Origin of the sequence: Fictibacillus phosphorivorans, from assembly GCF_001619875.1 — a bacterium.
Classification (GTDB): Bacteria; Bacillota; Bacilli; order Bacillales; family Fictibacillaceae; genus Fictibacillus; species Fictibacillus phosphorivorans_B.
The window spans coordinates 183,229-197,319 of the sequence record NZ_LRFC01000034.1 but is presented as its reverse complement, the minus strand read 5'-3'; the positions used below and the strand labels follow the sequence as shown (position 1 = coordinate 197,319).

Annotated in this window: 12 protein-coding genes; 4 read left to right on the top strand and 8 right to left on the bottom strand. The window is 40.4% G+C overall.

Annotated elements, in window-relative coordinates; genetic code table 11:
* Positions 1-256: 256 nt before the first annotated feature.
* Positions 257-637, bottom strand: a complete 381-nt coding sequence (locus AWM68_RS14610; protein WP_066243242.1) for a YggT family protein — start codon at positions 635-637, stop codon at positions 257-259.
* Between the two features lie 56 nt (positions 638-693).
* On the bottom strand, positions 694-1,530 hold the full coding sequence (locus tag AWM68_RS14605) for an aminoglycoside N(3)-acetyltransferase (protein ID WP_419865590.1): 837 nt from the start codon (positions 1,528-1,530) through the stop codon (positions 694-696).
* A gap of 157 nt (positions 1,531-1,687) precedes the next feature.
* Here AWM68_RS14605 and AWM68_RS14600 point away from each other — a divergent pair, with 157 nt between their 5' ends.
* From AWM68_RS14600 to AWM68_RS14590, 3 genes are read left to right on the top strand one after another with little or no spacing between them, the layout of a single operon-like run.
* Entirely contained in the window at positions 1,688-2,440 is a 753-nt protein-coding gene (locus AWM68_RS14600) for a DeoR/GlpR family DNA-binding transcription regulator (RefSeq protein ID WP_066243238.1), read from the top strand.
* Positions 2,437-3,375, top strand: coding sequence for a 1-phosphofructokinase (gene pfkB / locus AWM68_RS14595; RefSeq protein WP_066243236.1), 939 nt, complete (start codon positions 2,437-2,439; stop codon positions 3,373-3,375). Before AWM68_RS14600 ends, pfkB begins: the two co-directional genes overlap by 4 nt.
* Positions 3,372-5,270 (top strand): PTS fructose transporter subunit IIABC, encoded by a 1,899-nt coding sequence (locus tag AWM68_RS14590; protein WP_066243233.1) that lies wholly within the window; start codon positions 3,372-3,374, stop codon positions 5,268-5,270. Before pfkB ends, AWM68_RS14590 begins: the two co-directional genes overlap by 4 nt.
* Positions 5,271-5,294: 24 nt before the next feature.
* Here AWM68_RS14590 and AWM68_RS14585 read toward each other — a convergent pair whose 3' ends face one another.
* From AWM68_RS14585 to treP, 6 genes are all read right to left on the bottom strand, one after another.
* On the bottom strand, positions 5,295-6,080 hold the full coding sequence (locus AWM68_RS14585; RefSeq protein ID WP_066243230.1) for a phosphatidylserine decarboxylase: 786 nt from the start codon (positions 6,078-6,080) through the stop codon (positions 5,295-5,297).
* 112 nt (positions 6,081-6,192) lie between these two features.
* A complete protein-coding gene (locus tag AWM68_RS14580) occupies positions 6,193-6,732 on the bottom strand; it encodes a helix-turn-helix domain-containing protein (protein ID WP_066243227.1) in 540 nt (179 codons plus the stop codon).
* Positions 6,733-6,828: 96 nt separating this feature from the next.
* Entirely contained in the window at positions 6,829-8,229 is a 1,401-nt protein-coding gene (nhaC, locus tag AWM68_RS14575) for a Na+/H+ antiporter NhaC (RefSeq protein WP_066243224.1), read from the bottom strand.
* Between the two features lie 499 nt (positions 8,230-8,728).
* Positions 8,729-9,445 (bottom strand): trehalose operon repressor, encoded by a 717-nt coding sequence (gene treR, locus AWM68_RS14565; protein ID WP_066243220.1) that lies wholly within the window; start codon positions 9,443-9,445, stop codon positions 8,729-8,731.
* A gap of 26 nt (positions 9,446-9,471) precedes the next feature.
* A complete protein-coding gene (treC, locus tag AWM68_RS14560; protein WP_066243217.1) occupies positions 9,472-11,160 on the bottom strand; it encodes an alpha,alpha-phosphotrehalase in 1,689 nt (562 codons plus the stop codon).
* Positions 11,161-11,241: 81 nt separating this feature from the next.
* Positions 11,242-12,645, bottom strand: a complete 1,404-nt coding sequence (treP, locus tag AWM68_RS14555) for a PTS system trehalose-specific EIIBC component (protein WP_066243216.1) — start codon at positions 12,643-12,645, stop codon at positions 11,242-11,244.
* Positions 12,646-12,949: 304 nt separating this feature from the next.
* On the opposite strand from treP, the gene pdxK reads away from it, so the two are divergent.
* Positions 12,950-13,762, top strand: coding sequence for a pyridoxine/pyridoxal/pyridoxamine kinase (gene pdxK, locus AWM68_RS14550; RefSeq protein WP_066243213.1), 813 nt, complete (start codon positions 12,950-12,952; stop codon positions 13,760-13,762).
* Positions 13,763-14,091 lie beyond the last annotated feature (329 nt).

Below are 14,091 nucleotides of genomic sequence, written 5' to 3'. Positions count from 1 at the left end.
CATTTGAAAGCAACAAGCTTTTAGAAAAACATTCGCGCAACTATTCTTTGCATCCGCGCAGTAGAATGCAGTCTACGCACATCCAAGCGTCAATTGTAATTTGCGCGCACAGCACAGCTATTTACGCGGAACAATATAGGCAATTTTTCTGACTTCTATGCATGACTGTTTGGCTATACAAGCTTGATCTTTAGTATAGTTTCCTGACCATGAAAAAGCGTACATCTCATATGTCAGATGTACGCTTTTTTCCTATTTATCTTCTTTCTTCCCTGATAATTCTTTTCTCACGTGCTGTCTGTTCGTTACGGATGCCTGGTTCTTCTCTGATAACGGTCTCTCTGTGAACAGGTTCTTTTCTTACAGAGAAGAGTCGTTTCAGAAGCATGCCCACTACTCCATACACAATAATCGCAACGATCGTGGACAATTCAACCACGAACCCATTTGCGAGTTCTAGGTTAGGAAAAATGGCTGCAAAAGGTAACAGCAGCGGTTGACTTAGTCCGTAAATAAGCTGTGCGAATGTCGCTCCTTCATTTGCATTAAACAACTGAAAAATGAATCGTAAAACTAAGATAAGCTGAATGATACCAACAATAAATGAAATAATTGTAGCGGGTACTGTACGTCTCATAGCAAGTCCCTCATTTCATTGGATTTGCTTATGTACATACCCTGTTTTAACCAATATTAAGCATGATGAATAGGCTTGCTGTTCTTGTCATGCTGAAGCAGCCAATTCTCTGTAAACTCCACTAATTCTTTCTGTGGCATCAACCTGCACTCAGCGAGTCCAGCCTTTCCTTTGCTTACAGGGTGACCTGTTTTTTCGTATGCCATTCCAATCTCTTCAAATAGTTCTTCTCGATAACTAACCTGAGTGAACGACTCCCAAACTCTTTTTCCATCTTTATAAAATGGTCCAGCATTTACTTCGCTTTTGAAATTTGGGATACGGTGTTCAGCAAGATGCATGGTTGTGTTTGAATCATAGCCAACACCTACTAACAATACGAAACCTTCCAATCTGTACATTTTTCCTAATGGTGATTGTTCACCCAATCCAAAATCCAAGGAATGATCGTTTATGATCGTTTCTTTATTCTTCCCCCAAGCAGCAAACGATTCTGTCGGATGATTACTTCTGATTACACCAGGGAACGTTCTAAATGCCTCAACGATCGCCCCCATAAAATAAGTCGGAGTAATCTCTGGATCAAAGGCAGGCATTTCTTCTCGAATCACTGGCCACCACTCTTTTGGTACTGGCGGGTTCAACCAACCTGCTGGATCTGAGTAATGAGCAGTATGTGTTGGCATGACTAAAGTGCCCTCTTCCGTTACAACATCCATCAAAGCCTGCACGACAGCAACAGGGCCGCCAACCACCCATCCTAAAGACTTTAAACTTGAATGGACGATAACTGTCATCCCTTTTATTAATCCCAATGCCTTAAGATCATCAGCCAATGAAGCTCTTGTTTTCGGATAATCTGTGTTTAATTCTCTATCTGTCAATTTACTCACTGCTTTCTTGTTTTACGATGTTTTCATTATTATACCAAACTGGGTGGATACATTTGGATATGATTGTTTTTGATTATTTTTGATTGTTTTTGATTGAAAAATGTAAGGGCTTACGTTACAATGATGTCAACGAAACTGAAGCTATGGAGGTGTCAGGATGCTAACACCTGAAAGACATCGGAAAATTATTGAAGTATTAGGCGAAAAGCAAGTCGTAACCATACAAGAATTAGTGGATGCTACAGTGTCCTCTGAATCTACAATAAGAAGAGATTTAAGTCAGCTCCAAAAAGAAAAGAAATTAAAACGCGTACACGGCGGTGCGTCTCTCCTCCATCAAAAAAGCGAAGAGTTGAGTGTAGTAGAAAAATCCGCAAGAAATGCTTCTGAAAAAGAGCAAATCGCTCAATTCGCCAGTGATTTTATTGATAAAGGTGATTGCATCTACCTCGATGCAGGTACTACAACGCTGAAGATGATTCCATTCTTACAAGATAAAGAAGTAACTGTCGTAACAAATGCGATCTCCCATCTTGACGCTTTGAATGAATACGAGATCAAAACCTATTTGATAGGCGGTCTCGTAAAATCAAAAACAAAAGCACTCGTTGGGAGTGCAGCATTAAAAAGCTTAAATTCGTACAGGTTTGATAAAGTGTTTCTCGGAATAAACGGCATTCATCTTCATGCAGGATTTACTACACCAGATCCTGAAGAAGCCGCAGTTAAACAACTAGCTATATCGCTTTCACAGAAAGCGTTCGTGCTAGCTGACCATACAAAATTTAACGAAGCATCTTTTTCAAAAGTAGCTGAATTAAACGAAGCGATTATTATCACTAATGAAGTTGACGAAGAGGTTGCTTACGATTACCAAGACAAAACAGATATAAGGGTTGTGACATCATGATTTATACTTGCACACTCAATCCATCCATCGATTATGTAGCAAGCGTAGAAAACTTTAAAGAAGGCGAATTAAACCGAACAACAAGCACACACATCTACCCAGGCGGAAAAGGCATCAACGTTTCAAGAGTTCTTAAGCGTTTAGGCATCAAGAGTACGGCACTTGGTTACACAGGCGGCTTTACTGGGGCATTCGTTAAGGACTTTTTAACAGATGAGGATATTTTGCACGACTTTATTGATGTGACAGAAGTTACAAGAATTAATGTAAAACTCAAAGCCCAACAAGAAACAGAGATTAATGGGCAAGGACCATCCATAACGAATGAAAATCAAGTTTCCTTGTTTCAAAAGATAGATGTGATGAGCGAAGGAGACATTCTCGTTTTAGCAGGAAGTATCCCTCCCTCCATCTCGGATGATTTTTACGCACAGATCACAGACAAATGTACTCAAAAAGGGATTAAGGCTGTTATTGACACGTCTGGTGAAGCTTTAAGAAAGACGTTCAAACATAAACCATTCTTAATTAAGCCGAATCACCATGAACTTGGGGATCTTTTTCAAGCCACGATTGTAGATAAAGAAGATGCTATTTTTTACGGCAAAAAACTGCTTGAAGAAGGTGTCCAGCATGTAATCGTCTCTATGGCCGGAGAAGGTGCCATTTTGATAAGTAAAGATCACGTACTTTTGGCTAACGTACCTGTTGGGTCAGTGAAAAACTCTGTTGGTGCTGGAGATTCAGTTGTAGCAGGATTTCTTTCACAAATCATCCAAGACAGAGAATTAATAACCGCGTTTCAATACGGCGTTGCCTCAGGAAGTGCTACTGCCTTTTCAGAGGACCTTTGCACAAAGGAACAAGTTGAAATTTTACGAAAACAGATTCATATAGAAGAGCTATCAGCTAACTTCGAGGAGGAGTTAAAATGAAAATCACTGATCTACTAACAAAAAATACGATCTTACTGTCTTTAGAAGCTCAATCCAAGGAAGCCGTTATTGACGAACTTATTGAAAAATTAGAATCTGCTGGGAAACTCAATGATAAAATTGAATACAAAAAGGCGATTCTAGCAAGAGAAAATCAGAGCACTACTGGCATTGGTGAGGGAATCGCAATTCCTCACGCAAAAACAAATGCGGTCAGAGAACCTGCCATCGCTTTCGGACGCTCACAAGCTGGGATTGATTATGAATCCCTAGATGGTCAGAATGCACACTTATTCTTTATGATTGCCGCTTATGAAGGCGCTAACAACGATCATCTAGCCACTCTTTCACGTCTTTCCAGCTTCTTAATGGATGCTGAGTTCAGGTCCAAACTTGACTCTGCGAGTTCAGCTGAAGAAATCTTACAAGCGATTGATGCAAAAGAAAAAGAGATGGAGAAAGATGACGAGCAACCCGTTGCTTTTTCTAAACAAAAAATTCTAGCTGTTACTGCATGTCCAACAGGAATCGCTCATACGTATATGGCCGCAGATGCTTTAAAAGCAAAAGCAAAGGAAATGGATGTTTTCATTAAAGTGGAAACAAACGGGTCCAGCGGAGTGAAGAATGAGCTTACTTCAAAGGACATTGAAGAAGCAGATGCAATTATCGTCGCAGCAGATAAGCAGGTGGACATGGAACGCTTTAACGGCAAGCATGTCATTCAAGTTCCAGTTGCACAAGGAATCAGAAAACCTCAAGAACTAATCCAAAAAGCACTGAATCAAGATGCACCTATTTACAAAAGTACTGGGAAATCTTCGTCTGACGAAGATACAGTGACTGCCCGGCCCGGAAGAAGCGGATTTTATAAACACTTGATGAGCGGTGTTTCCAACATGCTTCCCTTTGTTGTTGGAGGCGGAATCTTAATCGCCATCTCATTTATCTTTGGCATAAAAGCAGCCGATCCGAATGATCCATCTTATCACCCGATTGCTGAAGCACTTAGTACAATTGGTGGCGGGAACGCTTTTGCTCTTATGATTCCTGTACTGGCTGGATTTATCGCGATGAGTATAGCTGATCGGCCTGGGTTTGCACCAGGTATGGTTGGAGGATTTATGGCAGCAACAGGTGGAGCTGGTTTCTTAGGCGGCTTAATCGCTGGTTTCTTAGCTGGTTATCTTGTAGTTGGGTTGAAAAAGATTTTCAGCAATTTGCCGAATTCGCTAGAAGGGATCAAACCTGTACTTCTATATCCGCTGTTTGGCATTCTTTTAACCGGTCTCATCATGATGTTCGTTGTCATTGAACCTGTAAAAGCATTGAACGATGGATTAACCGTTTGGTTAAAAGGAATGGGTACTGGAAACCTTGTCTTGCTTGGTTTGATTTTAGGCGGAATGATGGCGGTCGATATGGGTGGACCTATCAATAAAGCAGCTTTCACGTTTGGGATTGCCATGATCGATGCCGGTAACTTTGCTCCACATGCTGCGATCATGGCTGGTGGAATGGTTCCCCCACTTGGGCTTGCTTTATCCACTACCATTTTTAAAAGGAAATATACAAAAGCTGAAAGAGAAGCAGGTAAAACAAATTATATTATGGGAGCTTCATTCATTACTGAGGGTGCAATACCATTTGCAGCAGCCGATCCTGGCCGTGTAATTCCTGCAGCAATCGCAGGCTCAGCTATAGCTGGGGCGCTTTCAATGGTGTTTGGCATCGGACTTCCTGCCCCGCACGGAGGAGCGTTCGTCATTCCGATCGTGAATGGAAATCCATTGCTTTATGTATTAGCGATTCTGATCGGTTCGATCGTGACTGCGCTTATCGCTGGTGGATTAAAGAAAGAAGTACAAGAAGACAAAAAAGAACGCGCTGCCTAAGCGTGTTCTTTTTTAATATGTTGATTAAACTCCCTTTGGAATCCATTGCCCCAAGATCTCACCCATTTTGACTGATCCTTTTCTTCCTGTGAAGTTTAACGCTCCTTTTGGAATGCATAGTACGACTGTAGAACCAAATGAGAAATAGCCATACGAATCTCCTCTTTTCACAACAGGCTCATGATTTGTTCGCTCAATGGTATTAACATTCAACGCACCTACCATAACATGTGCAAGTGGCTGACCAGCAGCATTGAGTTTAGAAACCAGCCTGTAATTGCGGGTCAAAGGCCGTATTCCATGGCGAAGACCTAGTTCATTAACTGGTGCAGCTTCGCGTCCAAGCGTATATACCGACTCAACTTCAGCGTCTACCGGAACATGCACTTGATGATAATCTGTAGGGCTTAAATAAAAAACAAATACTTGTCCGCCAGAATATTTCTCTGCTTCTGTTTCAGAACCTAAAAGTTCAGCAACTGTATACTCTTGTCCTTTTACAGTAAAGCGGCTTTCAGCTGTAAGTTCATCTACAACGGATAAAACGCCGTCACAAGGACTCACAAACGCATTCGTTTCTGATGTAACCGGGCGAGCGTCTAGCTTTAAATCACGTATGAAAACGTCATGAAGTGAACGATATTCATGAAGCTTGCGAGTCGCTTCGTTCATATTAATTTTATACAATTTCACAAAATGCGGGATTAAAGGCTTGCTTACTTTGGACTGAGCGAATTTTTTTAATGAACGTGCCACGATTGGATGACCGTTCAATTCGAATAGATTTCTATAAAAACGAGTCATATTCATTACTAACACCTACCCTACTAAAATGAATGTTATCATTTTCGATAACGGTTCCTGATGTTGGAAATACATTATATGCAAAGTATAAATCATTCTGCAAAATATATCAGCCTTTCTATTGTTTCTCTTTTGGTTCTGGTATTAACATCTGTACGAGGGTTACCTTTTTATTTTGTTTAGAAGGCCGGTTGGATACATATTTACTGATTAACTCCTGCATTCCACTACTTAAGTCTTCCCACTCTTCTTCGTCTAAATAAAGATCTAACTGATTATACCCAAAGATATCTGTACTTAGATTTGTATCGCCTTTTAAATAAGCTTCTACTTCTCCGGTTATATTGGATATAAATGTCATGAACATTTTCATATGTTCTTCTCTAGTTAGATTAACCGCTTCTTCTGCTGAAATATAAGCCGTATTCTGGTCAAGGGCATATGTTCGTTCAACAGCTCCACGAACCTTCCGCTCATCCGATACAAAAATAATTTCACTCTTATAAAGTACATTTAAATGCCGATATAATGTAGCCTGCGGAACATCTGAAATCCATTCTCTTAATTCAGAAACGGTAGCTGAACCCTTTGCAAGATGTTGTATGATCTTCATGCGAACAGGATGTAAAATTAAATCCGCTCTACTTTTCTGCTTCATAAAATCATCCTTTTGTTATTGTTATCGATAATGATAACAATAATTGATAATTTTTTCAATCTAAAAAAGCGCCCTGTTAAGGACGCTTCTTCATCTTCAAGCTGCTGCATGTTCATTATTTCTTTCATCACTTTTACTTTGACCGATACTCCAGCCTGTAAACGCTAGTAATAACGTAAACATTGGTGATAGCCATAAGAATAAAGCGAATGGGATATATTCAACAACGGATACTCCTAAAGTTGAAGCGAAGAATGCACCACTTACACTCCAAGGTACGAGAGGATTAACAAGTGTTCCGCCATCTTCTACTGTGCGAGATAAATTTTTTAATGGGACTCCCGATTTTACATAAGCATCTTTTAACGCCTGTCCTGGTAAAAGGATTGAAAGATACATTTCACCTGCAAGCAAATTGATACCAACAGAAGAAGCTAGTGTTGTCGCAATCAATTTCCCTGCTTTTTGTGTTGTGTCTTTTACAGCTCCAAATAAAAGATCGAACATTCCAAGTGCTTGAATGACTCCACCTAATGCTAGAGCCACCAAAACAAGTGAGATCGACCACATCATAGACATCAATCCGCCTTTGTTGACTATGCTATCTACTGTCGCGTTCCCTGTTTCAGCCTGTAACCCGTTTTGCATCACATTGATCACTTTTTGCAATGTCAGATCAGGTACTAAAAAGAAGGCTACGGCAATGGAAACAATTACTCCAGCTAGCAAGATAGGAATGATCGGCAATTTGCGGAAAGCTAAAACCAAAACAATAATGGGTGACACAAGGGTTAAAGCATGAATCGGAAATTCACTTGATAACACAGTTTGAATTTCTTTGATCTCTTGAAGATTTGCGTTACCGCCACTTCCTCCAAGTAAAAAGAAAGCGATAGCTGTCAAGATAAATGCAGGAACAGTCGTCCACATCATATGACGGATGTGTTCAAACATATTTACTCCTACAACCCCAGGTGCAAAGTTCGTCGAATCTGATAATGGTGACATCTTATCTCCAAAGCATGCACCAGATACAATTGCACCCGCTGCTAATGCCGGGTTAACGCCAAGCACGTGGCTTATCCCCATAAGTGCTACACCAACCGTACCAACTGTCGTGAAAGAACTTCCAGTAAATGAAGAAACAATCACGGTAATGAATAGTGCACTTACTGCGAACCACTCTGGTTGTATGATATCCATACCGTAAAACAATAGCGTTGGGACTGTTCCACTTAACATCCAGCTTGCAATGACAAGTCCAACTGTCAATAAAATCATAATGGGTTGCAAGCCAGAGATAATTCCGTTTAGAATTCCTTTCTCAATTGTTTTCCACGAAGCTCCAAACGCTGCGCCAATAGCTCCGAGCAAGACTAAGCAGGCTAACAACGGGATATGAGGTTCTACTTTTATATACACAAGGCTCGTAAACATAACAGCAAATATCGCTGCAAATAAAACGAGTGCCACGGGTAATGTCATTTGTCTTTTCATGATGAATCTCTCCGTTCGTATTAATCATAAGATCAATCTACTGTTTTACTTAAACGCTTTTATGCGTTGAAGCATGTTAGTAACTGTTTATTATGATAACGGACTTTACAGAAGCTGTCAACACAAGCATGGTAAATTAAAGAAGAGAATGCGAAGGGTGTCGGATTTGAATCCAGCAGATTAAATGATAAGACAACCCTGTTGGTGACATTAATTCACTGTTATTTTATAAGGCTCTTTTTTCAAAGGTTGTTGCTTTTGAATCTTTTTAATTTCTTCTCTGAACGGTTGATTGTAGTGGAAGGTGCGAGACTCCTGCGGGACAGGCGGACAGGTGAGACACTTAAGAATGAAATGATCGAATGTGGCTCACCGCCTGCCCCGCGGAAAGCGAAGCACCTGGAATGGAAATCAACTACTCTTAAAAGCAACCATTGAATACGCAAATAGCCTTTTAAAAAGACAAAAAGAGCAGGCATCATGACCTGCTCCTTCCTTATTATCTTCCCCGTCTCGCAAAATCTACGAATCGGAACTTATCTAATCGATGTCGTGACTCTGTGTATTGAAAAAGGCTGGCGTCCTCTAGATACACATAGTTTTTTACAACTACAATATGTTCGAACCCACCTAGATCCAGCAATCGCTTATCTTCTTCCGTACAATCAACGACTACGATTTCTTTTTTCGCAAAACTGATCTTCAGTCCTAACTCATTTTCCAGATAATCGTAAATGGACTTCTCTGCAATTTCCTTTGTAAGCTTTGAAACGTATTTTTTCAAAAAATAATCTTTGTCCAAAATGATGGTTTCGCCATCAATTTGCCTTGAACGAAGAACCTTCCATATCAACTCGTTTGAATCTGTCTGCAACTGCTGCTGTAGAAACTGATCCGGTTCGATCAATCTAAAATCATGAACCGTCGTTACACTGCTTTTCCCCATCGTTACTGAAAGCTCTTGAAAACTTACTAGACCTGAAACAGGAAAGCTGAACTTATTTGTTTCTAAGACGATCGATCCTTTACCACGGATCTTTTGGATAAATCCGTTTTGCGATAAAAGATTGAGTGCTTTTCTGACTGTTTCCCTTGAGGTGTCGTATTGGTCAGCAAGGTCATGTTCTGAAGGAAGCTGCGTATTCGCACGCAGCTTGCCTTCTTGTATTTGAATTGATAGTTCTTGATAGATTTCTTGAAATTTATTTTTTCGCATCATTATTCACCATGTATATTGTAGCATTATTTTTTTAAGTGAAAAACGACAGATTCATACGGTCTTAATGTAAATGAAGTTAAATCTTCTGGCAGAGACTCGTAATTGCTGATCAGCACATTTGGATTAAGTCCTGAAACATCAACACCCTCTGGAAGATTAAATTCTGCTTCTTTCCCATAGAAGTTGTTAACAACTAGCAGTTTCTCCCCATTCTCTGCGTTACGAACAAATGCGAAGATCTCAGGGTGTTCTTCTAAAATCAGCTGGTAATCTCCGTATGTTATGACATCCACATCTTTTCTAAGCTGATTTAACTTTTTGTAATGGTAAAAAATGGAGTCTTTATCGTTAACTGCAGCTTCTGCATTGATTTCTTTATAGTTCTCAGCTACTGGGATCCAGGGTTCACCTGACGTGAAACCAGCATTGACACTGTCATCCCATTGCACAGGCGTACGCGAATTGTCACGTGATTTGTGTTTTAGAATTTCTAAGATCTCGTCTTCACTGCGTCCTTCTTCTTTTAAAAGGCTGAACATGTTTAACGACTCAACATCTCTATATTGGTGAATAGAATCAAACTTTGGATTCGTCATTCCGAATTCTTCACCTTGATAGATATAAGGCGTTCCTTGCATCATGTGGATGGCTGTTGCGAGCATTTTCGCTGATTCCACACGATACTTCCCGTCATCTCCATAGCGGGAAACAATTCGCGGCTGATCGTGATTACACCAGAAAAGTGCGTTCCAACCTCCTCCCTTATGCATTTCAACTTGCCAGGTTGACAAGATTTCTTTTAGCTTTAAGAAGTCAAAATCAGCCACACTCCACTTCTCACCGTTTGGGTAATCCACTTTTAAATGGTGGAAGTTAAATGTCATGCTTAATTCATTACTATCAGGGTTTGTATACTTTACACAGTTATCGATCGTGGTCGATGACATTTCCCCTACTGTAAGAACGTCATATTTTGAGAAAACTTCACGGTTCATCTCCTGCATATATTCGTGAACCCGCGGTCCATCTGTATAGAATTTACGTCCATCACCAGGGGCTACAGATCCATCGTCGTTCGGAAACTCCTGATTCTTGGAAATAAGATTGATCACATCCAGACGGAAGCCATCTACCCCTTTTTCAAACCAATAGTTCATCATTTCATACACCTTCTGACGAACCTCAGTGTTTTCCCAATTTAAATCTGCTTGAGTTACGTCAAAGAGATGCAGATAATATTGACCCGTTTCCTCATCAAGTTTCCAAGCCGATCCGCCAAACTTTGATACCCAGTTTGTCGGTTCCCCATCTTCAACAGGGTTTTTCCAAATATAAAAGTCACGGTAAGGATTCTCTTTAGAAAGACGTGATGATTGAAACCATTCATGTTCTGTACTTGTATGATTCACTACAATATCCATAATGATCTTCAGTTCTCGTTTATGGGCTTCTGCTAATAGTCGATCAAAGTCTTCCATCGTTCCATAATCTTCAAAGATCTTATAGTAGTCACGAATATCATAGCCGTTATCACGCTGTGGAGAATCATAGATTGGCGTCAGCCATAAAACGTCTACTCCTAAACTCTTCAGGTAATCAAGCTTATCGATGATTCCTTGAATATCTCCTGTTCCGTTCCCTGTCGTGTCGTTGAAACTCTTTGGATAGATTTGATATACGACCGAGCGCTTCCACCATGGTTCTTTCTTCATATTTATCACCGCCATAAAATTGTTGTAATCATGAAAACAACCGGAAATAAATTGTGCTCTCCGGTTGTTTGTTAATTTGTTTTACTTAGCTTTTTTTACTTTTGCATAAAGGTATGTCAGTACAAATGGGACGACAAGTGCAATTCCCATTCCGATAAAGAATGATCCCCAGCCGCCAGGCAAGATTGAAAGGAAACCAGGAATACCGCCGACCCCAATAGATGAAGCGCGAACTCCCGCAATCGTAATTACAATACCTGCAATCGCAGAACCGATCATTGCGAAAATGAACGGATATCGGAAGCGTAAGTTTACCCCGAACATTGCTGGTTCTGTGATTCCAAGATAAGCGGATAATGCTGAAGTACCAGCTAGTCCTTTAAGCTTTTCGTCACGCGATGCAACAAACATAGCAAGTGCTGCTGAACCTTGAGCAATATTAGATAGTGCTAGCATCGGCCATAAGAATGTGCCGCCAGTGTTTGAAATAAGCTGCAGATCGACAGCTAAGAACGTATGGTGCATCCCTGTTACAACGAGCAATGAATAGAAACCGCCATAGATCAATCCGCCTAACCAAGCAAAGTTATCAAAGATCGATACGAAGAAGTCTGTAATGCTATTACCGATCGTGAAAGTTATTGGTCCGATAACGATAAATGCTAAAAATCCTGTTACGAGTAGTGTGATTGGTGCTACTAACAAAAGCTGAAGTGCATCTGGAATACGTTTTTTCAAGAAAAGCTCTATTTTTGCCAGAACATAGGACGCAATCAATACTGGCAGTACTTGACCTTGGTAACCTACTTTTTCAATCGGAAGACCGAATAAGTTCCATGTTGGAATTTCTTTTGTCTTCCCATAGTCCCAAGCATTTAAAAGGTCTGGATGGACAAGCATCAATCCAAGAACGATACCAAGTAACGGACTTCCGCCAAACTTCTTAACCGCTGACCAACCGATCAGCCCTGGCAAAAATACGAACGCAGTATTCGCGATCAAATTAATGATACCCGCTAGATCTGCCCAGTTTTTATGAACATCTATAAAAGACTTCTCATCATAGAAGATTCCTGGACCTGTAAGAATGTTGTTGATCCCCATCAATAAACCTGCCGTTACGATAGCAGGAAGGATCGGAATAAAAATATCTGCAAGAGCTTTGATCGCTCTTTGAAGAGGATTAAGCTTCTTGCTTGCTTCGTCTTTGATGTCTTCTTTCGAAGCTCGGCCTGTTCCAGTAATATCGATAAACTCGTTATACACTTTATCAACTGTACCCTGACCGATTACGACTTGATATTGTCCATTTGTGGAGAATGATCCTTTTACAAGGTCAATGTTCTCCAACGCTTTTTCGTCCACTTTCCCTTCATCTTTAAGAGCGAGACGAAGGCGCGTAACACAGTGCGTTGCTGCTGAAATATTCTCTTTACCACCGAGAGCCTCGACGATTTGTTCAGCTGATTCACGAATTTTGCTCATGAAGTTCCCTCCTAGAAACCGTTTCCAATCGACTTGATAAAAAAAGCCTTATACCTCTGTACCCTTATTTATCATTTGATGAAAACTAGTACTTTAATCAAATGTGTATATATGTTTTCTTGATGTTCTACTTGTATATACAAATCATAAAACTAATTTAACCTGTATATACAAATAAGTCAATGGTTACGTTTTCAATGGTACTATTTTCCTGTATGCCGCAATCTTCAATTTTTCCTTTTCCCTTTAACTTTTGCTATAATCTGTTACAGGTAGAGAAACGAGAATAAAGGAGATTTTAATGATGGCACCTAACAAAGCACTAACAATTGCAGGTTCAGATACAAGCGGCGGCGCTGGTATTCAAGCCGATTTAAAAACATTCCAGGAGCTAGGCGTTTACGGGATGACCGCTTTAAATGTTGTGGTTGCTCAAGACCCACACCGCGAATGGTTCCATGAAGTATTCATGCTTCCACTCGATCTTTTTAAAGCTCAATTAGAAACGGTTATATCTGGAATTGGCGTTGATGCACTAAAAACAGGTATGCTCGCTTCCGTTGAAGTGATTCAAACAACAGCTGATTTAATCGAGAAGCACAATCTTCAAAATGTAGTGGTTGACCCGGTTATGGTTTGTAAAGGTGCAGAGCCTCTTCACCCAGAACTGGCGAGCACTCTTCAAAATGTATTAGTCCCTAAAGCAACTGTAGTAACTCCAAACCTTTTTGAAGCTGCACAGCTAGCAGGTATGGCACCAATCACAACAGTAGAACAAATGATGGAAGCTGCTCAAAAGATTCAAGCTAATGGAGCGAAATATGTAATCGTCAAAGGCGGCGGTAAATTAGACCACGAAAGTGCAGTTGACGTTTTATATGATGGAGAAGAATTCGAAGTAATAGAATCTGATCGAATTGAAACAACGTGGACACACGGAGCGGGTTGTACATTCTCAGCAGCCATTACAGCTGAGCTTGCAAAAGGAAAACCTGTACGTGAAGCCATCCTTACTGCAAAAGACTTCATCACAGAATCAATCGCAGCAGGGTTTGAATTAAACAAATACGTTGGGCCAACATGGCATGGCGCTTACCGTGAAAAATTAAACAATTAATTTTTGGAGAGACTGATCTTGTTGATTAGTCTCTTTTTTATCATAGTAAATATAGGTCAAGTGTAAGATCAAGAAGGCTCACCGTCGCCATGAGAAAAGCGAGCATACTGGTGCGAAGGTTAACTATTCTTAAAACTAGTAGTATTTGCATTTGTTTTTCAATCTCTTCATTGACTAGTTGATTGAAGCGTAAGGTGCGAGACTCCTGCGGGACAGGCTGGCGGGTGAGACACTTAAAAGTGAAACGTACAAATGTGGCTCACCGCCTGCCCCGCGGAAAGCGAGCACCTGGAGTGGAAATCAACTACTTTCAAACTACAAAGAGTAAA

What these genes read in the sequence shown, in the direction of transcription:
- nhaC (WP_066243224.1), bottom strand. Translation starts at nt 8,229, where the DNA reads ATGAAAAGACAAATGACATTACCCGTGGCACTCGTTTTATTTGCAGCG.
- AWM68_RS14580 (WP_066243227.1), bottom strand. Translation starts at nt 6,732, where the DNA reads ATGAAGCAGAAAAGTAGAGCGGATTTAATTTTACATCCTGTTCGCATG.
- treC (WP_066243217.1), bottom strand. Translation starts at nt 11,160, where the DNA reads ATGAAGAAAGAACCATGGTGGAAGCGCTCGGTCGTATATCAAATCTAT.
- treP (WP_066243216.1), bottom strand. Translation starts at nt 12,645, where the DNA reads ATGAGCAAAATTCGTGAATCAGCTGAACAAATCGTCGAGGCTCTCGGT.
- AWM68_RS14610 (WP_066243242.1), bottom strand. Translation starts at nt 637, where the DNA reads ATGAGACGTACAGTACCCGCTACAATTATTTCATTTATTGTTGGTATC.
- pfkB (WP_066243236.1), top strand. Translation starts at nt 2,437, where the DNA reads ATGATTTATACTTGCACACTCAATCCATCCATCGATTATGTAGCAAGC.
- AWM68_RS14600 (WP_066243238.1), top strand. Translation starts at nt 1,688, where the DNA reads ATGCTAACACCTGAAAGACATCGGAAAATTATTGAAGTATTAGGCGAA.
- treR (WP_066243220.1), bottom strand. Translation starts at nt 9,445, where the DNA reads ATGCGAAAAAATAAATTTCAAGAAATCTATCAAGAACTATCAATTCAA.
- AWM68_RS14585 (WP_066243230.1), bottom strand. Translation starts at nt 6,080, where the DNA reads ATGAATATGACTCGTTTTTATAGAAATCTATTCGAATTGAACGGTCAT.
- AWM68_RS14590 (WP_066243233.1), top strand. Translation starts at nt 3,372, where the DNA reads ATGAAAATCACTGATCTACTAACAAAAAATACGATCTTACTGTCTTTA.
- pdxK (WP_066243213.1), top strand. Translation starts at nt 12,950, where the DNA reads ATGGCACCTAACAAAGCACTAACAATTGCAGGTTCAGATACAAGCGGC.